13 protein-coding genes are annotated in these 22,556 nt (G+C 41.3%); 3 read left to right on the top strand and 10 right to left on the bottom strand.

Translation table 11 applies throughout. The features are described from left to right. Positions 1-9 precede the first annotated feature (9 nt). Positions 10-3,696, bottom strand: a complete 3,687-nt coding sequence (gene bchH, locus ACMX3D_RS11740; protein WP_482751588.1) for a magnesium chelatase subunit H — start codon at positions 3,694-3,696, stop codon at positions 10-12. A gap of 1,051 nt (positions 3,697-4,747) precedes the next feature. On the opposite strand from bchH, the gene ACMX3D_RS11735 reads away from it, so the two are divergent. Continuing rightward, positions 4,748-5,296: a pentapeptide repeat-containing protein gene (locus ACMX3D_RS11735; protein WP_482751587.1), complete on the top strand. Its 549-nt coding sequence runs from the start codon at positions 4,748-4,750 to the stop codon at positions 5,294-5,296. Between the two features lie 89 nt (positions 5,297-5,385). Here ACMX3D_RS11735 and ACMX3D_RS11730 read toward each other — a convergent pair whose 3' ends face one another. From ACMX3D_RS11730 to ACMX3D_RS11720, 3 genes are all read right to left on the bottom strand, one after another. Further along, positions 5,386-5,739 carry a hypothetical protein gene (locus tag ACMX3D_RS11730; protein ID WP_482751586.1) on the bottom strand — a complete coding sequence of 118 codons (354 nt, stop codon included), beginning with the start codon at positions 5,737-5,739 and terminating at the stop codon, positions 5,386-5,388. Between the two features lie 185 nt (positions 5,740-5,924). Beyond that, positions 5,925-6,824, bottom strand: a complete 900-nt coding sequence (locus tag ACMX3D_RS11725; protein WP_482751585.1) for a 2-oxoadipate dioxygenase/decarboxylase family protein — start codon at positions 6,822-6,824, stop codon at positions 5,925-5,927. Positions 6,825-6,902: 78 nt separating this feature from the next. Next, the gene (locus tag ACMX3D_RS11720) at positions 6,903-8,210 is read right to left on the bottom strand and encodes an acetyl ornithine aminotransferase family protein (RefSeq protein ID WP_482751584.1); all 1,308 of its coding nucleotides are present in this window, start codon (positions 8,208-8,210) and stop codon (positions 6,903-6,905) included. Between the two features lie 429 nt (positions 8,211-8,639). Between ACMX3D_RS11720 and ACMX3D_RS11715 the strand changes: the two genes are divergently transcribed. After that, positions 8,640-9,920, top strand: coding sequence for a hypothetical protein (locus ACMX3D_RS11715; RefSeq protein ID WP_482751583.1), 1,281 nt, complete (start codon positions 8,640-8,642; stop codon positions 9,918-9,920). A 330-nt stretch (positions 9,921-10,250) separates the two neighbouring features. Here ACMX3D_RS11715 and ACMX3D_RS11710 read toward each other — a convergent pair whose 3' ends face one another. Next, a complete protein-coding gene (locus ACMX3D_RS11710) occupies positions 10,251-10,658 on the bottom strand; it encodes a universal stress protein (protein WP_482751582.1) in 408 nt (135 codons plus the stop codon). 88 nt (positions 10,659-10,746) lie between these two features. Here ACMX3D_RS11710 and ACMX3D_RS11705 point away from each other — a divergent pair, with 88 nt between their 5' ends. Continuing rightward, positions 10,747-11,949, top strand: coding sequence for a phosphoglycerate kinase (locus ACMX3D_RS11705; protein ID WP_482751581.1), 1,203 nt, complete (start codon positions 10,747-10,749; stop codon positions 11,947-11,949). 267 nt (positions 11,950-12,216) lie between these two features. Here the strand turns inward: ACMX3D_RS11705 and ACMX3D_RS11700 are convergent, their stop codons facing one another. From ACMX3D_RS11700 to ACMX3D_RS11680, 5 genes are all read right to left on the bottom strand, one after another. Beyond that, positions 12,217-13,113: a hypothetical protein gene (locus ACMX3D_RS11700; RefSeq protein ID WP_482751580.1), complete on the bottom strand. Its 897-nt coding sequence runs from the start codon at positions 13,111-13,113 to the stop codon at positions 12,217-12,219. Positions 13,114-13,196: 83 nt separating this feature from the next. Further along, on the bottom strand, positions 13,197-16,394 hold the full coding sequence (locus ACMX3D_RS11695) for a lamin tail domain-containing protein (protein ID WP_482751579.1): 3,198 nt from the start codon (positions 16,392-16,394) through the stop codon (positions 13,197-13,199). Positions 16,395-16,633: 239 nt separating this feature from the next. Next, entirely contained in the window at positions 16,634-20,269 is a 3,636-nt protein-coding gene (locus tag ACMX3D_RS11690; RefSeq protein ID WP_482751578.1) for a TonB-dependent receptor, read from the bottom strand. Positions 20,270-20,272: 3 nt separating this feature from the next. Continuing rightward, entirely contained in the window at positions 20,273-21,763 is a 1,491-nt protein-coding gene (locus ACMX3D_RS11685) for a hypothetical protein (protein WP_482752324.1), read from the bottom strand. Between the two features lie 230 nt (positions 21,764-21,993). Continuing rightward, positions 21,994-22,554: a hypothetical protein gene (locus ACMX3D_RS11680; RefSeq protein ID WP_482752323.1), complete on the bottom strand. Its 561-nt coding sequence runs from the start codon at positions 22,552-22,554 to the stop codon at positions 21,994-21,996. Between the last annotated feature and the right edge of the window lie 2 nt (positions 22,555-22,556).

Raw genomic sequence — 22,556 nt, 5'->3', positions numbered from 1 at the left:
CCCTATTTTCTAAACTGTTACGCCCTCCAATTGTTCATCAGTCAACTCATATAACTGACGCAATTTATCTAATTTATCTTGATCAGCTTGCCATAAACCACGTCCATGCGCTTCTAACATTCTGCTAACAATATTGCGGAAAGCTTCGGGGTTGGCTTTGCGTAATTTCTCTGCCATTTCTGGGTCTAAAGCGTAGGTATCAGCAGCTTGGTCATATACCCAATCATCTTTAAAATCGGCAGTACCACCCCACCCAATTAAGGCTGTCATCCGTTGAGAAATTTCAAATGCACCGCCAGAACCTTGATTTGCCATCGCTTGCGCCCATTTAGGATTTAGCAATTTTGTGCGGTACTCCATCCGCAGCAAATCATCTAAATTGCGGGGGGTGGTGTCTTTCGAGAAACTTTCGACAAAGCTGGTAGTTACTTTTTTACCGCGTTGTTTTTCGGCTGCTTTTTTCAAACCGCCAGTGTTGGCGTAATATTCCTGAATATCGGTTAAACCATATTCTACCGAATCGATTTCTTGGACAATGCGATCGCTCGTTTTCAACAACTGATTCAACACCTCTGGTCTAGCTTGGCCTTTATCTTGTCTCCCGTAGCTAAACACATTGCGGCTTTGCCAAGTATTACCTAACTCTTCCCCAGATTCCCAGTTACCATCGACAACCTGATCATTTACCAAAGAACCAAAATCACCCGCAGGGTTAGAAAATAATCTTGCTGAAGTATTTTCTACACCTTGTGCCTTTAAAGCCAAAGCGTGTTTCCTAATAAAATTCTGTTCTTCTGGTTCATCCGCCTCAGCCGCGCGTAAAAACAAATCATCCAACAATTCGATGATATTTACAAAACTATCTCGGAAAATTCCCGACAAATTACCCAACACATCAATACGCGGATGTCCCACCTCAGCCAATGGTTTTAATTCATAACGGACAATTCGGCCAGTTCCTTCCTTCACAGGTTCCGCACCAACTAATTCCAGCAGAATTCCTAACGACTCACCCTTAGTTTTAATCGCATCTAAACCCCACAACAACACCGCCACAGTTTCAGGATATTTCCCATGTTCTTGTAAATGTTGGGCAATAATTTTCTGGGCAATTTCCCTACCTCTCTCATACGCCGCAGGTGAAGGCATTCTATAAGGATCTAACGCATGAATATTTCTCCCCGTTGGCAAAACTCCAGCACCATCACGCAACAAATCACCACCAGGCGCAGGCGGAATATACTCCCCATTTAATCCACGCAACAGATTTATTAACTCATCTGTGGTTTGCATTAATAAATCTCTAATTTCTTTCTCTTCGCCCTGTCTTTGTGATTCACCGAAATAAGCTTCTAAATATGCCGTCATCTCTTCTTCGTTTGGCGGTTCACCTAATGTATGTAACCCAGAAGAAAACAATCTATTTTCTAAAATTTGTAGATATTCATACAACTTCACCAGATAATCATCAAAAGCATGAGCGCTAAACATTCTGATATTTTCTGGCGTAAAAGGAATGCCCAACTTTTTCGCATCCTCAAACGGACAATCAACATCTAAACCCGTATCAACAATCTTTTTACAAATCCCTTCCTTCAGTACATAATTCTTTTTCGGGTCTTCTCGATACTCCGCAATTAAATCGCGCAACGCTACCAATTCTTTATACAAACCTGCACGACCATAAGGTGGTACATTGTGCGAAATTAACACCCCATAACCACGACGCTTCGCCAAAATTGACTCCGAAGGATTATTCGCCGCATATATATATAGATTAGGCAAATCACCTAACAAAATATCCGACCAAGAATAACCCGTATTTCCTAAAGGCGAACCAGGTAACCATTCAACTGTACCGTGCATTCCAAAGTGAACCACAGCATCAGCTTGCAACTCGTTTTGCAACCATTTATAAAAAGCTGCGTATTGCGGATGCGGCGTTAAATCGCGTTCAAACATTAACCGCATTGGGTCGCCTTGAATACCTAACGGTGGTTGGACACCTATCCACACATTCCCTAACTGCACACCTCCAATATGCAATTCATCCCCATAAGTTTTAATCCCGCTTCCTGTTAAAGATTTCCATTGTTTTTCAACGCGAGATGTGCGGAGATAGCCCAACCATTTTTCTAATTTTCTGGCATTAACAGTAATAGCGGAATCTGGGAAAGGTTTATTCATTTCCCATCTTTCCATTTCTTCATCGGCTGCTTTCACTTGGCGAATTAATTCTTCCCCATCTTCTGGTATGTCGCCAACGTTATAACCTTGGTCTTTAAGTGCATGAAGCAACTTGATGAGACTGCGAGGCACATTCAACAAGGCAGCTGTGCCAACAGCACCGTAACCAGGAGGGAAACCATATAAAATAATGGCGATTTTACGTTCTGATGCAGATTTTTGCCGTAAAGCAATCCAGCTTTTAACTCTACCAATTAATCGTTGTACCCGTTCAGGTACGAGATAAATATTTTCGCCTACCAAACCACCAAGGGGAACGGTATCAATTGCCCCGTCGAGTTCTGGCAAAGCATATAAAACTACACTTTGTAAGCCGCCGACACCTTGACGTGTCCAAGAATGGATATCTTGAATTAATAATGGTGCGGCGACAATGTAAGGGACATTTTTAGCAGTCAGGATGCGCTTTGCTACTTCTACTTGCCTTCCTGCTTCCATTGAACCAGCCGGGCCACCTACTAAAGGAAAGCCAATGGTGGAAACTATGGCATCAACTTTAACTGCATCTTGGGAAAGGGAAGGCGTTTCAATATTATTTAGTTGCCGTTGTTGCTGTTCGTAGTCGGTCGTCATCCAGTCCCGAACTGCTACGTGGCCTTCTACACCGTTGATGAAGATGGGTAAGGGAATTAAACCAGCTTCTTCAAAGCGGCGAATTAATTGGGGAATGTATGGTTGTTTGGTGATGACGTGTTTGCGGTAAAGGAGAATTCCAACAATTGGGGATTGATTACTGTTTTTATTCCCTGTTCCCTGTTCCCTGTTCCCTGTTCCCTTCTTCTCATACCATTCCAAATATTGGCGAGGCGATTCAAAAAACCCTTGATAGTCGGGATGCAGTAATCCCATGTTGAGGGTTTCGACTGGTGGAGGAATGTCACCGATTTTCAGCCCTAAATATTTTTCTGCAAGTGTCCAGAATAAAGAAGCGAGGTTTTCTGGCCCGCCAGCATTCCAGTAACCATAGATAATTAGCCAGTTGCGTAAGTCTTGGACTTTCTGCACTGGAACGAATTTTAAGAGTTTCGGGCCAATTTTTAAGAAGCTGATGTAACCTGCAAGTTTATCTTCTTCGCGTCCGTTGCTGAATTTGTCGAGGATGAATTTAACTGGTTTGGGCATTCCTTTGGGTTTGTCACCAATGGCAAATTCTCCCAGCTTGGTTAAACTCATCAATTCTAAAGCTGACTCAAACACAAGCCGGATGGGAACTTGACTCAGGCGATCGCGCAACCACAAAACTTGGTCATAATCAAATAACAAGCTGCCAAAAAATACGTCAGCGTCATGCAGTGCTGTTTCTACTTCCGCACGCTTACTGGTAATATCGCGATCGCTAAACACTCGAATGTCTAAATCAGGACAGCGATATTCAGCCACAGAAGCCGCTTTTCTGTATAAGTCAGCGTTAAACGATTCAAACCCAGCAATTAAGACGATCCGTTTCATGCCCGTAAGCTACGCAATATTTCTTTACTTAAATTCTAATCGGGCTTGCAGGTTGATTGTTAAATATCTGCCTCTAGTTCGCCACCACTAACCAGGAATTTGCCAATACACCTCACTCCCTACTCCTTGTCTCCACAGTAGTTCGTTTTCAATCCAACATCGATTTGGCATTTTGGCAGATTTCTTCAAATGTAAGTTGGTATGGTGATACTCGCGAATGTCTTTGTGCGACAATTACCGACTTGCAGAATCCCTCGGCTAACTACCGGGGGGCTTTTTTTAGGTATAGCGTAAAATTATTGGGCAAAGGCTACCAAGAAGATAGAAGATATAGGTTTTATCGATTTTTTCCTTTAGCTAACCACTTCAGGCATCTCAAGCACAAAATTAAAATATCAAATTAGATGTCTATCTAACTGGTTTCATTGTTATTCAAAATTTAATATTAATTTTATAAATAAAATTACGTTTTGCTGTTAAATTAATCCAAAAATCTAACTATTTTTATACAAGTTGTTGGCTAAAAACGAAGAGCGATCGCTTCAAGATTTATTTGGGCGATCGCTTGAAATTCTAGAGGAAATTATGTTGACTAATTATCATCAAATCATCTCATGTTACCCGTGAATGTAAATAATAATAACTAACTATTAACCTGAATTAATCTTTTGATAACCAAATTAACTGCTTCAGAAGCCATAGATAAAGTAGAGCTTAGAGGATGTCTGAAAACTTTAATAAACCTCGTGCAAAAGGAACTTTTGCACGAGGCACTTAACAGGTAATAGACAACAGGGAACAGGAAGAACTTAGGTCTATTCCCCGTTCCCTGTTCCCTGTTCCCGACTTCTGCAAGAAGTTTAATGTTGAGGACGTTAAGTATATTTCTTTTAAGAAATGGTTACAAATAGGTGAAACCATAGCACAATAAAACTACGAGTTTTTATAAAATTCCAGTTGCGAGCAACTCAAAAAATAGTCTGTGGTGTGGTTTGAGTAGTGTTAATGCACAACTAGACTTGCGTACCTATAGACATGATGAGGTGGAAATATGGATGCTAACAAACTCCTGAATTTGTATGCAGCAGGAGAAAGGGAATTTATGGGCGTAAATCTGCATCAAGTTAATCTTTGCGGTGCTGATTTAAGGGGTGCGAATTTTGCGGAAGCTGACTTTAGTGGAGCTGATTTAAGTCAAGCTAACTTGAGTGGATGTAATCTCAGCCGAGCCAACTTAACTGATGCAGACATAAGTGGAGCCACGCTCAATAGCGCAAATTTGAGTGAAGTCAACTTAATAGGTGCTGACTTAATTAGAGCCAGTTTAGAAAAAAGCAACCTCAGCCGTGCAGATTTGCGGGGTGCGAATTTATTACGGGCAAATTTGCTAAGTGCAAATCTCAGTGAAGCAGAAATGAGTGGTGCAGACTTTACTGGTGCTAATCTCAAGAAAGCAAATTTGATTGCTAGTAACATTAATGAAGCAGAAATTAGTGGTGCTGATTTCACAAAAGCCATTGTTACTGAACATGAGATGACTGGCAAAGTAATGCACATGGGCTTATCTCATAAATGGATAACTTGGGCTGGCTGTTACTAATGATTACGAATGTAATAGGGACACAATGATTATTGTGTCCCTAAAATTTTTTTACAACAGCTAAAATTAAAGCGATCGCTCGAAAAATTTTAATAAACCAAAGGTTTAGCACCACTCATCTGACGCAAAGAATTAATGCAAGCCGGACAGTCACAACCAAATAAAGTGACAGCCATCTCGCTTTCTTGGTCACTGAACTCTAGCATCGGTACATTATCGTTAGAAAACTCCACCTCAGCCTGCTGTGTGGGGATTTGTGCTAATACAGAAGCTCTAGCACAAACTAAACCAACCTTATGCTTATTGCGAATACAAGATAAACGGTCTTCTGTAGCTTTTGTATCTGGTTCAGCTGCTTGCGCTTGATTCACCATCACTGCCATAGACAGAATAGAACTAATCAGCACCGGGGTAGAAAGCAAGCTCAATATAAATTTGTTCATCGGTTTCCTTACAAAACAGTCTTGACTGCTCAGAATACTTCGATTAAATCTTACGTTTACCATGAATATCCATCAGGAGCTTATGTTTCCCAAATAAGTGCCTCCTGAAACAGCGATCGCTTATTTTGCGCTAACTCACTCGCTCTGTGAAAGAATTACCTCAAGATACGAATTACGAATTCTAATTAACGTCGAGTCATTTCAAACAATTGTTGGGCATTTTTCCCTAAAAAAGCATCAAAAAGTGCTAATTTTCCTGGTTCAATTTCTATGAGGTAACGCTGGGCAAGTTCATAATAAGCGTAAGTCCAAGGAATCTGGATTTCTGCATGACTGTTGTCATCTAGCACTGTCACCATTTCTGTTACCGCGTGGGTTGCAGTTTGGCGTAAACCACAACTAACATCTCCTTCGATTTCGGCTTTCATCGGCACACCCAAGTTCGTCAAAGCTTGAGCAGTAGTATCTATATCAGGATATGCAGGAGTATTTTGGCGGTTAATGTAGCCTGTAAAGTGGTTGACGGCGTAACCGTGTAACAATACCCAAGCACCATATTGGGTAATTTTGTTTACTTCTTCCACTACTGACCGCAGAGGAATTTGCCAAGGGCGAGTGAAAGTTTGCTTTAATTTGGCAAGATTATTTGCATCTAGTAAAACAGGTGTAAAAGAAGAAATAAATTCATCGAGAATTGTGGAGACTGTTTGATAAATTAATTGGGCAATATTTTCTGGTAATTCATCAACAATTAATTCACTAATAAACAGTTTGGGCAAATCGAATTCTGCTTGCTGAGGATGGCGATAGTGACGCGCATAAAGATGTGTTGTTGCAAATGTATACTCACCTGCAACTTGGTAACCCAAGGCTGCGGCTATTTGTCCTAGGTGGTTGATACCCAGGTTAATTTTGCCTTGGGAACTATCGACTACCAAACGCAAAGACCGAAAGGCGATATGGTCGTTGGCGACGGTTCCTCCCGCCGCAGTGATCATGTTGTGGTAAATTTGGGCATAGTTGACTCTGGCTTTGTATTCTTGCCAAAGTGATTCCCAAAGGTAAGCAGCGAGTTCGGGTTTCATATATAGAAGAAGGGAACAGGGGACAGGATACAGGTGACAGAGTGAAGCAGGGGAAGAAGTGTAATTTTTACTCAGCACTCAGCACTCAGCACTTTTGAGGATGTCAGAGAGAATTTCGAGGGCGGTTTGTATTTGGTTGCTGTCAATAACTAGGGGTGGACAAAAACGAATTGCTGCTTTACCGCAACCGAGTAATAACAGACCGCGTAAAAAGGCTTCTTGGATGATGCGATCGCGTAGTTTACTATCATAATTGCCAGCTTCGTCAACTAAATCGACCGCGACCATTAAACCTTTGCCTCTGGGTAAAGACATTCTGGGATATTTTTGATGCAACTGATTTAAGCCAGCTTGTAACAGTTCTCCCATTTGGGTAGCGTTGGTCATCAAGCCGCTTTCTAAAAGTCGCAGAGTTGCCAAACCCGCCGCACAAGCCACAGGATTTCCGCCAAATGTGGTGGCGTGGGAACCAGGCGGCCATATCATTAATTCTGGGCGGGCGAGAATTGCGCCGAGAGGTAAACCACTGGCGAGACCTTTAGCCGTGGTAATAATATCAGGCATAACACCCCAATGTTCAATGGCAAACAAGCGACCTGTACGTCCCATTCCTGATTGCACTTCATCCACTACCATTAATATGCCGTAGCGATCGCAGATATCTCGAATTCTTTGCAAAAATCCATCTTCAGGGACAATATAACCACCTTCTCCTTGAATTGGCTCAACGAAAATCGCTGCTACTTCGTGGGGCGGTAGCATAGTATTGAATAGTTGTTTTTCTAAATAATCTAAACTAGCGTGTGTGCCGTAAGGAATGTGAGTTACCCCAGGAACTAACGCCCCAAAGTTAGCCCGTTGTACTGTTTTAGAACCAGTCAAAGACATTGCGCCGTAAGTACGCCCGTGAAATGCACCCAAAAAGGCAACGATGAGCGATCGCTTGGTGTAATATCGAGCTAGTTTAATTGCGCCTTCGTTCGACTCCGCCCCAGAGTTAGAGAAAAATACCTTAGCACCTTCGGGAAAAGGGGCGCGAAAGGCCAATTTTTCCGCCAGTTCCACCATCGGTTCATAATAAAAATCTGTTCCCGACATGTGCAGCAGACACGCTGACTGTTCTTGGATGGCTTTGACAACTTCTGGGTGGGCGTGTCCAGTAGCAGTGACAGCAATACCAGCGGTCATATCTAAAAATACATTGCCGTCCACATCTTCCACCATACAGCCTTGACCGCGAGCCACCACTAAGGGATAGTCGCGGGTGTAGGATGGGGAAGTTACAGCGCGATCGCGTTCTACAATTGCTTTAGCACGAGTTCCTGGTAAAGCTGTCACCAAACGCGGCACACTAGGTAAAGGTTGATTAATGGAGATACTTAACATTTTTTAGATTTTTTTTAGATTATTGATGATTAAACTGTCATGTACGATTTTTGACAGTATCATTTGCTGCTATTTGTACAAATGTTACGTATTGACAGAACAACGGTAATATGGGTTATTTTCTTTTGAATAAATGTCGAAAATTTTTCATGAATCCTCCGAACGATTTAGCACAAGAGTTTCATGGCTATACTCTTACTGAGTGTCTATATTGGCTGACAATGGGAAGTACTGAATTTTGTTATATTAATCACGCCAATATGAAATTGGTTAGGTACACAGAGTTATGATGCCTTGTGAGGCATTGATGAAATTTCCACAAGTTATAATGCCACTATTGTAATCACGGTTTCTGCATTGTCAAATTAATATCCTCCAGATATTAAGCAAGTGTAACTATTATTTATTAATAGAAATTTTTTCTCACCTATGAATAACCCATTCAGTCAAAAACTCAGCCTTACTTTGGGTATCGCCGCCTTATTAACTGCTACTTTCGCGCATGGCTATTTCCACTCTCCGTCAAAAGACCAAGCACTAGCCCAACCAGAAAATAGTCAGGATAATTTTGCCTTATCTCAACCGAAAATTTCTCTAGCTTCCATGCAAGATGTTAGTGGAAATCCACCTGTTTTACTGCCAGTTACTGATAAATATGCAGCATCGGTATCTGTAGGCTATCCAGTTATCGATGAGTGGAAAAATTATAAATTTAGTATTAATGGTAATCAGATTTTATCTACAACTAAATTACCAACTAGCAAAGTAAATTTCAATCAGTCAGATTTATTAATTACTCTCATTAATACCCGTAAATATTTTCAAGACCACGCGGCTGATGATCCAGATATTCAACGTAAAGGCATACTAGGAACTCAAGGAGTAACTGTAGAAGATGTTCTGCAAACTTTAGATTTTATGATTATTGTCTTAAAAGAAGACATTGCGAGTAATCGTCCGACTCGTCTCCAAGATCCTAATTTCATCAATAAAAATTTTCGAGTTATTAAATGGAATGCCTATAATAAGCAAAACACGAGCCAAAAACAGTTACGCATTACCAAATATGCAGTATTTACTCATCAAGGTTCTCGCACCAAAACAGCTAAATTTAATACGCCAATTTATAGCTTAAAAAGTAACTCACTTACAGATAAATTCTATACGAAATATACTAAACAGGATGTTTTATCAGGGATTTATGAACCCGGCGGTAAAGAATTTGGCAAAGTTCAACCCTTAGCTTATCTTACCCGCGATGGCTTAGAAGAAGCCCTCTTGCAAGGTACTATCTTGATTAATTTCACAGATGGTTCTCAAGCATTTTTTAATGTAGATAGAAATAATGGTATGTCTTACATTCGGGGCTTAAAAGCAGCAGCCCAGAAACGTTATTGGTATTTTAAAAAGGTAGATGCTATTAAAGGTTATGGTCACAAAATAGAAGCTAAAATTTCGATTAAACCAGGAGTGACCTTTGCTGGAGATGTCCTGAATGTTGGCTTAGGTAAAGTAGTAGTAATTGAGCATAATCAAGGTGGACGTAAAAATCTGCGAATGGGAGTGATAGCAGATACAGGTGGAGCATTTTTACCCAATCTTTACCAACTTGATTTCTTAGCAGGAATTTTTCAAAATCGGCAAGAGTTTAACCAGCATATCAGGCAATTGCCTGAATATGTTACAGCATATTTTTTAGTTAAAAAATGATTATCAAGCTGTAACAAATCATTCATAAAAAACAAAATAGACCTGCTTTGAAATTGTCAAGTATAGGGTGTAGAGTGTAAGTTTTCAAAACCTTTATACCCTTATATCATGTCCGCTTGATTACTTACTAAAACCGAAGAACCTCACCCCGCCAAAACTACGTTTTGTCTTCCCTCAGAGTGAACTCTGAGGGGTTAAGAGGTGGGGTGCAATGATTATGGGAATCATAACTAATTAACCGGACATGATATTACACCCAATCTGAACCACTAAATTTTGTGTGTAAGTCCTCAGACAATATGTATTAGCTGCACGAACTACTCAACACGATTAAGGCACTATCAAAACTGGGCAAGGAGAAAGATTAATCACTCGTGTTGTAACGCTATCAGTCGCACCCTCATCAGTTAAGCCGAGTCCGCGACAACCCATAATAATTAGATCTGCACCGATTTCATCAGCAACATCACAAATAGTAAATGCGGGTTTACCTTGCCGTTCCAAAACTTCAGCTTGAATACCCGCTTGTGAGAATAAAGCTTGAGCATTTTCGAGAAGTTTGGCAACTACCTCTGGTGAAACCATCGGATCAGCGCTTGGTGATTCTGCGGCGGGTTCTTCCACCACAGATAGTACTACCAAGCGACTACCATACTGCTGCACGACATTGGCAACTACATCAGCAGCTTCTCGTGCTTCCCGACTTTGATCGATTGGAAATAAGACTGTCTTAAACATATCTCTCCTCCGCACCCCAGACTCCGGTAAAATCTTGATGGTTATACTTTCAAAACGATAACAAAAAGGCAATCAGGAGGGTTCGGCTGTGTCCAAAAAAACTTTAGCAAGTTTATCTGCGGCTGATATTTCAGGTAAACGCGCTTTCGTGCGAGTTGACTTTAACGTGCCTGTGGATGACCAAGGCAACATCACAGATGATACTCGCATTCGCGCCGCTTTACCAACCATCAAAGATTTGACGCAGAAGGGCGCTAAGGTCATTCTAGCAAGCCACTTTGGTCGTCCCAAAGGTGTAGATGAGAAACTGCGCCTAACGCCTGTTGCCAAGCGCCTCTCTGAGTTGTTAGGGCAAGAAGTTGTTAAAACCGATGACTGTATTGGTGATGAAGTGGCGGCTAAAGTAGCGGCTTTACAAAATGGCCAAGTACTGTTGCTGGAAAATGTCCGCTTTTACAAAGAAGAAGAGAAAAATGATCCAGAATTTGCGAAGAAACTAGCAGCTAATGCTGATTTTTACGTAAATGATGCTTTTGGTACAGCACACCGCGCTCATGCTTCTACAGAAGGTGTAACCCATTATCTGAGTCCTTCTGTTGCTGGATATCTGATTGAAAAAGAATTGCAGTACCTCCAAAGTGCGATTGAAAATCCCCAACGTCCTTTGGCAGCAATTGTGGGTGGTTCCAAAGTTTCCAGCAAAATCGGCGTTATCGAAACTCTACTAGAGAAGTGCGACAAACTGATCATTGGCGGTGGCATGATTTTCACCTTCTACAAAGCCCGTGGTTTGAATGTTGGTAAATCTTTGGTAGAAGAAGACAAGCTAGAACTAGCGAAATCTTTGGAAGCAAAAGCTAAAGAAAAAGGCGTTACCTTCTTGCTACCTACAGATATCGTGTCGGCTGATAAATTTGCACCTGATGCCAATGCAACCACTGTCAGCATTGACAACATCCCTGCTGATGGTATGGGCTTGGATATTGGCCCTGACTCTGTAAAAGTTTTCCAAGAAGCTTTAGCTGATTGCAAGACTGTAATTTGGAACGGGCCAATGGGTGTATTTGAGTTTGATAAATTTGCTGTTGGTACAGAAGCGATCGCTCGTACTTTAGCAGATATTAGCAAAACAGGTACAACCACTATTATCGGTGGCGGTGACTCTGTAGCGGCTGTTGAAAAAGTAGGTTTGGCTGACCAAATGAGCCATATCTCTACCGGTGGCGGCGCAAGCTTAGAATTACTCGAAGGTAAAGTTCTGCCCGGTATTGCGGCTTTAGATGAAGCGTAATTAAAAGTATGAAGTATGAAGTATGAAGTATGAAATTTTTTACTCCATACTTCATCCTTCATGCTTCATCTTGACAATACGTTAGTACAACAAAGCAAAAGTAAAAAGAAAAAATACTTATAGAGCAGGCTTTTTACCCATTTCTAATGGTCTGCTTATTTTCGTAGTAACGTACTAGTACAGTTAGGCGTAAACAAATCATCCATTATAAATTGCTGCAAGCCTGACTATAAGAATTTCTTCATTTCATACTTCACACTTCACACTTCACACTTTTTTTGCCAGCCACAAAGCTAAATTACGAACATAGGTTTTAATATCTTCTAAAGCGCGTGGATCATTTTTCATGCCATCTCCTGGGGGTTCATCAACAAAACTAGGACAGCCTTTTGTAATATCCCAGTTGTAATCAACAAAATGATGAAAACTAGAGTTAGCTACAGTACGCCCTAAGTTATTACCTTGTGCATCTTGGTAATGGTCAATTGCCACAATCAAATTAAAATCACGACCTGTAACTAAGCTTTTTCCTAAAGCAATTACTCGCGCATTAGGATTACTTGGAGGTATACCAATACCGCCTTCGTGAGGATGTGCAGGGAAAAACTCAATCTTTCCTGAAGGTGAATTAGGATTTTTCAATAGTTCGTGAACAGGTTCAACAACCGTGATTTTTTGATAGTCACCATTTGCTCCTGAATGATAGTTAGGCCAAGAAATATAAGTTGTATACGGGTCATCTCGACTCCAGCGAGATTCATCAGGGTCAGGATTTTTGGTATTGAAATAATGGATATCGCCAATATCAATTAAATCGCACATGGAACACCCCATGTCTTGATGATCGCGCGTAGTTAAAATACCGCCACCGCGTCGTCGAAAAGCATTAATTCCGGCAATATCTTTGGCTGTTAAACCGTCACCGACATCTAAAGCAAATAACCAAAGTTCGTCAAAATCAGATTGATCAAGGCTACCTAAAATAGGATCATTACCTTCTGCATCTGAGTGGCGATCGCGTGCTACAACTTCAAATAAAGAATTGCCCACTTCATCTTGAATCGATGCCAAATACTCCTGTAGCATAGAAAAACGAACAATGCTCCAGTCGTTTTCAGTGGTAGGAATCGTCGTCTGTAAAAGAATCCGAATTGGTTGTGCCATACCCTGTGCAACTTAATTTTTCAGCCACTTGAGGTAATTAATACCACAATAGAGTGTATGGGTATAGCGATCGCAAAACTTGCTCACTTGATTTTGACACGGAACCGAATAAAACCATAAGAATTAGTTGGTGTACCTTGTCCAGTAGCTGGCGGTAAACTGGACAAAACAGAAGCTTTTGTAATATTTACTACTACAGCTCCATTCGTATTATTACCACAGCTTGCAGGCGTAGATGAACTATTAGCTGCGTAAAAAGCTCCCCGGTCAGTGTCTACGGCATTACTAAAATATACAGTCGGTGTAGCAGAACCAACAGCCAGTGCAATACCTTGGTCTCCTGCGGAACCACCATCATTAGGAGTTAGACCATTAAAAGCTGTTGTGACAAAACTGCTATTAGTTGGAATTAAATCACAGAATTTGACATTATTAGCGCTATTGCCACCGTTCGAGAGAAAATAAATTGTGTATTCTAATTCATCTCCTGATTTAACAGCACCAGCATTAATTTGTCCTCGCAAGTAGCCACTAGGCCATTTAGGATCATTATCATCAACGTCACGCGGCGATAGGACATAATTGTTAGCACTTGTAGGCACATCACTGCGACCATCAACAATATCAGTTACATCTTGATTGTTAATCCGGGTGATACGTTTTACTAACAGTAAGCTGGCGCTACTACCATTATTGCTTAGACCAACACTAGTAATTCGATTACCAATACCATCAGTATCTCTGGTTGGTAAATAAGTAGAACATCTATTGCTGGCACTGTTACTAGTAGATTGTTCCCAACAAGCACTAGTATTAGTGTCATTGCCATTGCGAGTTAAGCTAATCGACTGACCACTACTAGCCCCAGCCAGGGACGATTGATAAGCGCTGTCCCAAAGATTGAGAGAACTTGGCGGGGGTGTGTTAATGCCGTTATTCGCCCCATAAGCAACGTAATCAATAATCTGATTTTGACTATCGTATAACCAGACATCATCGCCATTATTATTGAGTCTAGAAGACAACCCTAACCAATCTTGAAAAGATGCTCCTGTAGCTTGGGTACTAGCGTTTTTTGAACCTATCCAAATAACAGCGTATTGTCCAGGTTGTAAAGTTGTCCCATTAGGAAATGTGTAAGTAAATCCACCGGATGAACCATCAGTATCATTAACTATAAGATTACCATCTGCTAACTTTAAACTACTCAAATCAGCAGGTGACGACGAAGCATTATATAGTTCAATAAACTCATCGTTTGTACTGGCACTACTTGATGTTTCTCTGTAAAGTACTTCATTAATAATGACTTGGCCTGCTAGAGGCGAGACTTTGTAAACATCAAAGCCGAAGTTTTGATTTACTATTGCATTGCCAGAGACACTAACAGCTAGGTCATTAGGTGTCCCCAACGAAAATCCAGCAGGAATGTTGCTATTAGTGGTATCAACTTGAATTTTATAATTACCATTCACTACACCTGTAAAGCTGTAAGTACCATCTGCTTTAGTCGTAGTAACAGTTACAACAGAATTATCACTAGCTCTCAGTAGTTTGACACTAATACCAGCAGGTAAAGTAGGTTCACCAGCATCAAAGTCATCTCCGCGATCGCTGTCTTGATATAAAGTGCCAGAGATAGTTACACCAAAGTCAATGATATTTAATGGCGTTTGTTCAGTATTACTGGGATAAAACGTCCATAAATCCAGTCCTTTACTATCTCCAAAAGAACCAGTGCATTTTGAATTGGTATTACCAAGGTTACCGAACTGGCCAAATTTCCTGTCATTGTTAGTACTATTAAACCCAGAAATCGGATTGCTAAAGGCTGGGTTTGGTTGACCAATACCACAGAGTACAGTCCCTGGAGTACCAACACTTGTACCACCAATGGTTGTATATCCGCGATCATCATAAAATACAGTGGTATTTCCCAGTGGATTAGTGCTATTCAGCAGTGTAATTGTCGGGCCACCAGAAAAATTATTCTCTGCATCTAGTAAAGGAAAGTGGTATTCACCTGAATGAACCTTGACGCGGACGTTATAATTAGTGCCAACCGGGAAATTATCACCACTATTATCTTTACCATTCCAAGTAACTGACTGTCCGCCTGCTGTATTCATTACACCTCGCAGCACACGGTTTTGGCTGCTAGTGGGGTCAAAATTTGAACCGTCTCTACTAATAACGATTTCGTAGTTGCCTGTTATGTTAGTGTTAAAAGTAAAAGTACCGCCTGTACCTAAAGAACTTGTATTTCCCCCAGCTGTACCTATGAAATTTAAACTATCTACAGTGGGTGCAATGGGAACAGCAGGAATACCAGTGCCATCCAACGTGCCATCGGGTCTGTAGCGATCAATATATGGAAGTACTGTAGAATCTAAGGTATTCAAAAATGTAGCATATTGCGGACGAGATAAGCTAGTACCCCCTTCTGGAGGATTAAGTGTATTATTTTGTGCCAGGATATCGTGATAAAGCGGTGTCTTACCATCACTGTCATAAAATCCCACTTGATTGCCGTAAAGAATAAATCCATTGGGATCTGTACCTCTTAGCTTTATTTCGTATTGGTAGCCATCTGTAGTTACAGGATAGACAGGAAAATTGAGATATCGACCGTTATCACCAGTAAATAAGGCAAAATAGTAACTGAATAACCTGCCGTTTATATCTGTTGTTGAGCTTGCACTGCTGCGGACTGTGACATCCCAAGCTGCAATACTGGTGCTTTGCTTGCTATTAAAATTGTCTGCATTAGTTAAATCAATTTCACCGGTGGGAGCAGTTTCACTGTCAGAGTTCTCTCCTGATGGGCCAGAAAAGACAATATCATAAATACCTGTTGTTGGAGCTTGATAAAAACAAGGTTCATAGCCATTTGTGTTACCCGTACCATCAACAGAACGAGGCCCAGCTAACTCTAGCTGACGAGTAGTAATTTTACCTGTATTTGTTCCTGGTTGAGCCTTACAGCTAAAAGCCGCTGAAGAAGGAATGTTTTCGTTGCCAACTGAACCTGTAACAGCACCAGGGCTAAAAACCCGAATATCACCATTATTAACTTTGACAGCAGAAGACCCCATCAGAATATATTCACCAGCTTGAGCATAGACCTTGAGTAAGGTACGACGCTTAACTAAATTGCCGTATGTACTAGTACGCCATTCTATGTTGGCGCGATGACCCGTAGCTCCACTAGGATAAAGTGTGCGACTTCCTTCTGCTCGGACAGTTTGTGAGCAAACACTCAGGGTTAATAGTGATAGCACTACACTGTTGAATAGTCTCTCATAGCATTTTAGAGGGCGTTTTTTAGATGCTAAAAGATGTATGTACAGTAGATTCATTGGTGTGTTACTAGCTCCTGAGGTCAATTGAAACCGCATTCACGGTAAGTTCAGAGATACTATTGCTGAAGGATAATTAACTCATTTACCAAGTCTTTAGCTTTTAGGTTGCCCAAAGTCTCGCAAAATCTACCATCTTAATAAAGTTATATTTATACTTTCTAACGTTGTGGTGGGGGAATTTTTTGCTGTCCAAAGCCGTCAAATAATTCGTTGAGTTTCAACGTTAAACCCAAATAAGGGCCGCCTGCGGAACGTACACCAGAAAAATCGCGGTCATCAACTCTACCAAAGGCATATCCCGCAGCTAAACGCAGGTTTGGAGACAGGTAATAACCCGTCTCCACAACAAAGCCTGTTTCACTATAATTACCTTGCCCTATCCAACGCGCCTCTCCGACTAAATCCATTTTGTATCCCAGGCGATAAGTAGCTCGAAATTGCGCCAAGTTAACGGTACTAGTCCCTACTAAATCGTTAGCTAAGTAAGATGTACTGTTACGCAAAGCATACTTACCGTAGAATTCCCATTGCCAGTTAGGCGCATAAATAGCTTCTAAAGCAAAGGTATGGTCTTGAGAGCCTGTACCACTATTTAGTAGGATAGTGTCTGGAATTACCTCTGGATTTTCTCGATATTCATAACGCAATAAAGCATTAAATTTATCATTGCTGGGGTCACGGTAGGCTAAACCCAGTTTCAGGTTTACTGTATCACCCAAGCCCGTGAGTTTTTGATTGGCTGAGTTTGCCTGTTGATAGCGTACTAAAGCTGTCAAAGCTGGCGAAATTTTTCCTGTAGCGGCTGCTGAGATTACAGTATTAGAACCACTAGCAGAGGTACGATGCTCATAACGCGCACTTGCTTGGAACTCAGGGTTATCACTGTATTCCAGACCAGCACTGTAGCTATCACCACTCTCAAAACCAATAGATGAAGCTGCTTGACCGACTGTAAAAGGTTGGGCATATTGTTGTCCTGTTGCAGTCCAGTTAAAGAAGCTGCCAAATACGTGTTCATACGCAAGATTCAGCCGCAAACCAGGAGCAATTGTCCAACGATTATTCAGACCAATAGCTCCTTGGGTTGTTAGTTGGTTTGCACCTCCTAAGATTGAGTAACGAGTTGTTATGGTGGTGTCTGTGCCGAGTTTGTGTTCGCCATTAATACTTAAACTGGTGATAGAATTCCCACTCAATTGACCACTACTGTAAAACTGTTGGGCGAGACTGATATTGACACCAGGGATAGCAGCCCAATTTAGCCCTAAGATGGTACGGTCTGGGTAAACAGTATCGGCACTAGATGATAGTGTTAGTTCATTTTGGGCTGCGAAAGTCAGGTTTTTGACAATGGGAAAAGCCAGACGCGATCGCAGTTGATGAGAATCACTAGTTAAAGCATTAATCGGAATCCTATCTTCTCGATGGCGATGAATCCAATCAACGTCAACCGTAGCCTTACCTAAACGTTGTTGAATCCCCGCCGAAATCGTCGTCAAGGAATTATCAACTTTACTTCCAGGTGTGGCTTCCGAACGTGGTGCAAATAGTTCTTCAAAGGTATCTAAAGGTTGGGGTGCAATGCCAAAATTATCTTCGTAGTCGTACTGCATCCGAAGATTAGTAGTTGTAGAAAGTCTACCTGTTAGTTGCGCTCCGTAGCGAGTTTGCCCAGGAACAAAGCTAATCGTGGCATTATTGGCAAAACCTGTATCGGCAAATCGATAATAAGCACGTCCTTGAATAGCATTGCTAATTTGTCCCTCAGCTTCTAAACGGTAAGCAGTACCACTGACTTTACCTATAACTTCCGAATCGTTCGTCGAATGGGCATATTCAGCTATTAGTCTGCCATTACTACCCAGAGAAATCAGCGCATCTGCACCATAAAGTTGAAAGTCACGCATTCCCTGATTTTCTTGAACGAAAGTTGCACCCAACCAACTTTCTTGATTCAAAGTGCGGGAGAGGTTATATTGCAATCGACCTGCATAGATATTACTGTCAGAGTTTTGGCTTTCGTATTGATAGCTAACAACAATCCGTCGTACCAAAACTTGTCCGGTGCTATCTATATCGGTGCGGAGAATTGGTTCGCGGAAAATTAGTGTACCGCGATCGTAGTCAATTTCGTAGTCTGGGCCGCGACTTAGTTGTTTGCGATTCAGTACAGTACCAGGACGATTCAGTTCTTCTAATTCAATAAAGACATTTTCACTTCCGGGAACTAATAGCCGTCGGGAAAGAAAGTAATAACCACTCGTACCATCAGGTGCGATGGTATCTCGTTGAAATCCTTCTAGATGATTGCCATAAAAACCTGTAAATTGCAGATTTCCAAAGTTATAGTTAGCTTTAAAACCGTGTAGTTGACGGGTGATAGAAGTATATTGCTGGGATGTGCGGGCAAACTCTTCTGTGTTGTAATCACCCCATATGAAAAAATCAGGAGCCGCATTAGGAATTTTCGAGTTTCGCTCAAACCGCAAAAACACACTATCTATGGAAGGTGCAACGACATCTATTTTGGAACTATCACCGTAAACTGGATAGTTCTGCTCGTTAAATTGGTAAGTTCTAAACAGACGATTATCACAGTTACAATCTTCGTTGAGATTGCGGGAACTGTTGTATGCACCTGTAAACAACCACTCTCCTAACGCACCTGTGGCAAATACGGCTGAGTGAAAATCTAATTGAGTTTTTTTATCTTTGTCTGGACGGATAAAGTCTCGAAAACTACCGTAATAATCTGTACCTCTAGCACCCAAGCGAACATCTATAACGCCAGTTAATAAACTGGGACGCAGGGACGTTTCAAATTGCAGTTGAGTAAAGGCTTCTAAAGCATTGGTTGTGGCGCGAATGCGGACTGTTTGTGCTTTTAAATCTGAGCGCAATGTTACTCTAAATTCACCAGCTTTCGCTTCTACCTGAAATCCAGGTTCATCAGGCTTGAAGTCCTTCTCGACAAACTCTCCCGCAGTCGATGTCAATGTAACAACAGCATCACGGTTAGAACGATTGCCATTTTCATCAAGTAATTGACCCCGAATGGTTGCTGTTGAACGTCCATCAGCGGGGATACGAGATTCAACTGTTTCTATAGTGAGTTTTTTTGCCGCACCCCGCACTACTATTCGCGCTGTTACAGATGATTCTGATTTACCTACCTCTTGTGCAGAGATGAAGTTGTCTCCTTCTTTAAGTGAGACACCGTACCATGTCTGCGTTACTAAATTGGTAGTACTATCAGTTTCTGTCCGTCCTATTAAAGATGAGTCTACTAAGATGCCATTGACACGCAATTCTACCTGACTACCACTAGGAAATTGCACACTGACATTGGCAGCAGGTAAATCAACCACACTGTCAGTAGTTGGAGTGAGAATTTTGATGGTTGGGTTTTGATTGTCTACAGATGCCGCAATTTTACGTAAGCCTTTAGGTAACTGAATATCAGTTGCGGGTTGAAATGATTGTATGTTGGTTTTTGTTAAGAGAGGTTCAATCGAGGTGAGTTTGTTAATTTCAGAAAAAGAAGCAGCAATCTGATTATCCTTCCCGCTTGTCTTATTAGTTTTTGTTGATGCGTTAACAGAAGGCTCATAATTTAATTCAGAGATATCCAAACTAGGAAAAGTCTGAATATTATCCTGAAGACTATTTTCTGTTTCAGGAATAAATGCTTGTGCTTTAACGACAGCTGGATACAAAATAAAGCTGATTGCACTTGCCATCGCACCCATCAGCTTGAGATTAAAGCTAGTTACACCGTGCAGTTTAGGTTTCATACTTTATTTACTCCTGCTGGGGGTGACAGCAAAGTTCATTCTGACTAAACCGCCAGGTTCCAGACGTACCCAGCGAGATTGGCTATTGCGTTCGCGGAACTTCCGGTTGGGAGCGAGAGTATAGCCAGGGATGCTGCTGAGGTCGAGAACACCAGTATGACTACCTGGCAAAACATTGGCGACAGAAAACAAGCCATTGGGATCTGTGGTGATGCGGTTACCGTCTTCCATAAAAATCACGGCATTTGCTATTCCCGGTTCACCAGATTGCTGTTCGCCGTCGAAGTTTTTATCTTCAAACACACGACCGATAATTGTGCCGCAGTCAGCAACAATCCCCGGACGAATCACTAATTGATGGGTTGCAGGGCCATCCTTGGTACTTAGACGGTTGTCAATTCGCAGTGCATTTGCGATCGCACTATTACGACCATTCCCCCGCAGTGCATCAGGTGTAAGTTGAGCAGCGTAGGCGATATTCAGAACTTTTTCTGGTGGGATAGTTGCATCTGTGCGGAAGGTGACTGTATTACCATTACGATCGCTAGTAATGTTAACTGCTTGACCATCTAACTCGCCCCGGACAGATTTCGGGATAAAATGGAAGCCTAAAGGCAAGCTATCAGTGACCACCAGGTTATTTAAGCCAATATCAGCTAAATTTTTCACAGATATGCGATAAATGACTGTATCTCCTGGTTCCGCAGTGGCGCGATCGCCTGTTTTAATAATCTGCAACTGTTGTGCTTGACACATGTTTGTTGTCAATTCAAAAGCTAATAAATCTAGCCCCACTACCTCTGCATTGGGTACTACAACAATGGTGTCTTCTACTCTGGTGTCACCTGTAAGACGGATTGGTTGACCATCTAAAGAAGTAGCGGCATAACGCACAACAGTGTTATTACCTGTACCTGTGCGATCAAGAATATCAATTCTAATCCGACGTTGTTGGTATCTAGAATTAGCTGGGGGATTGATGACAAAAATATATTTTCTTCCTGGATCAGTTTGACCTTTGTTGGGGTCAAGTAAGAAATTATAAACACCGGCTGGATTATTAGTAATCAAAAAGGGATTACTATTCTCGCTATTAGGTGATTTACCACCAGGAATATTATTATTAGGAATATCAGGAAGTTCTGTACGCGTTAAAGAAACTAATTGCCCTAATTCTGTTCCTGTGGGGTCACTGGGATTAGGTTCATATATACCCACAGAAAAACCTGTATAGTCTGCTAAAAGCGTACCTCCACAACCTAAAATTCTTCCTGATGGGTCAACTAATGAGCTAGTATTCACATTAAGTTGACTAGTAGTACCTTGATATGAAACATTCTGATCATTATCTTGATAAGTATAAGTAGCTTGGTTGATAAGATTAACTGTACGAGTATCTTGCGCGGTTGCTATTGTGGGTGCGTTAGTATGCAAAAAGCTGACCAAAAAAACTATTGGTGTTAACCTTTTGTGCCAGTTACTACCAAAATACATCTGTTTTTTTTTATGAGGACGACTCACTGAATTTAACTCCTCAGAAACGCCCTAACATTTGTTAATAAAGGCATTTATTTATAAGTGAAAACTATTGTTAGCGAGAAGAAGTAAGTATCTATGAATGATGAATTAGTAGTGATGTAGTCAACCAATGTTTTAAAAATGAAAATAGAACAACAGTTGACTAGTAAATAAATATTGCCCAAAAGCAGCACAAAAACCGTCAGTTAGCGTACCTGAGTTTGGTAAGTTACCTTAACTGTAGTTTTTGCTGCTACCAAGGGAAGTTGCACCCGGATGTGAGTGTACGCAGTTGCAGGCGCTGGTTGAGTTTCCACTTTGCCGTTAGGGCGATTCAGTTTAATCGTGGGATTTTCGACAAAACTGCGTCCGCCATCAATGCTGTAGGTAATTTTGGCATTACCAGGAAAATTTGCTGATTTCAACACATAAACCATGCCTTGGGGAATGGGAGGATTGAGTATCAGATTTTTGATGGGGCGATCGCTGGTATTTTCTCCAGTCAAGGTATACCGCAACACATCTCCTGGGTGGACAATTGCATTATTTTTCAAAGCTTGCCATGTTGCCTTTTGCTTACCTTGTTCATCCTTAACTAAAACCTGTTTTTCTGCTGCCAAAACTAACTTTAAAGCGGCTTGCTTTTGCGGACTTTGTGCCACAGCAGTACTAAGCCACCAACTAACTACCCCTGGTAAATGAGTAGTAAACGAAATTGTTGTTAGCAATAGACTGGAACCTACTCCAGCAATCAATAAATATTTCATCT

The sequence above is a fragment of the Anabaena sp. TISTR 8404 genome, from assembly GCF_056847745.1.
Note: the sequence above shows the minus strand (reverse complement) of the source record. Positions and strands in the feature narration are given on the sequence as shown.

Bases quoted from the DNA above. Each gene is read 5' to 3' on its own strand.
- ACMX3D_RS11680 (WP_482752323.1), bottom strand. From the start codon at position 22,554: ATGAAATATTTATTGATTGCTGGAGTAGGTTCCAGTCTATTGCTAACA.
- ACMX3D_RS11690 (WP_482751578.1), bottom strand. From the start codon at position 20,269: ATGAAACCTAAACTGCACGGTGTAACTAGCTTTAATCTCAAGCTGATG.
- ACMX3D_RS11715 (WP_482751583.1), top strand. From the start codon at position 8,640: ATGAATAACCCATTCAGTCAAAAACTCAGCCTTACTTTGGGTATCGCC.
- bchH (WP_482751588.1), bottom strand. From the start codon at position 3,696: ATGAAACGGATCGTCTTAATTGCTGGGTTTGAATCGTTTAACGCTGAC.
- ACMX3D_RS11735 (WP_482751587.1), top strand. From the start codon at position 4,748: ATGGATGCTAACAAACTCCTGAATTTGTATGCAGCAGGAGAAAGGGAA.
- ACMX3D_RS11700 (WP_482751580.1), bottom strand. From the start codon at position 13,113: ATGGCACAACCAATTCGGATTCTTTTACAGACGACGATTCCTACCACT.
- ACMX3D_RS11720 (WP_482751584.1), bottom strand. From the start codon at position 8,210: ATGTTAAGTATCTCCATTAATCAACCTTTACCTAGTGTGCCGCGTTTG.
- ACMX3D_RS11685 (WP_482752324.1), bottom strand. From the start codon at position 21,763: ATGTATTTTGGTAGTAACTGGCACAAAAGGTTAACACCAATAGTTTTT.
- ACMX3D_RS11730 (WP_482751586.1), bottom strand. From the start codon at position 5,739: ATGAACAAATTTATATTGAGCTTGCTTTCTACCCCGGTGCTGATTAGT.
- ACMX3D_RS11710 (WP_482751582.1), bottom strand. From the start codon at position 10,658: ATGTTTAAGACAGTCTTATTTCCAATCGATCAAAGTCGGGAAGCACGA.
- ACMX3D_RS11725 (WP_482751585.1), bottom strand. From the start codon at position 6,824: ATGAAACCCGAACTCGCTGCTTACCTTTGGGAATCACTTTGGCAAGAA.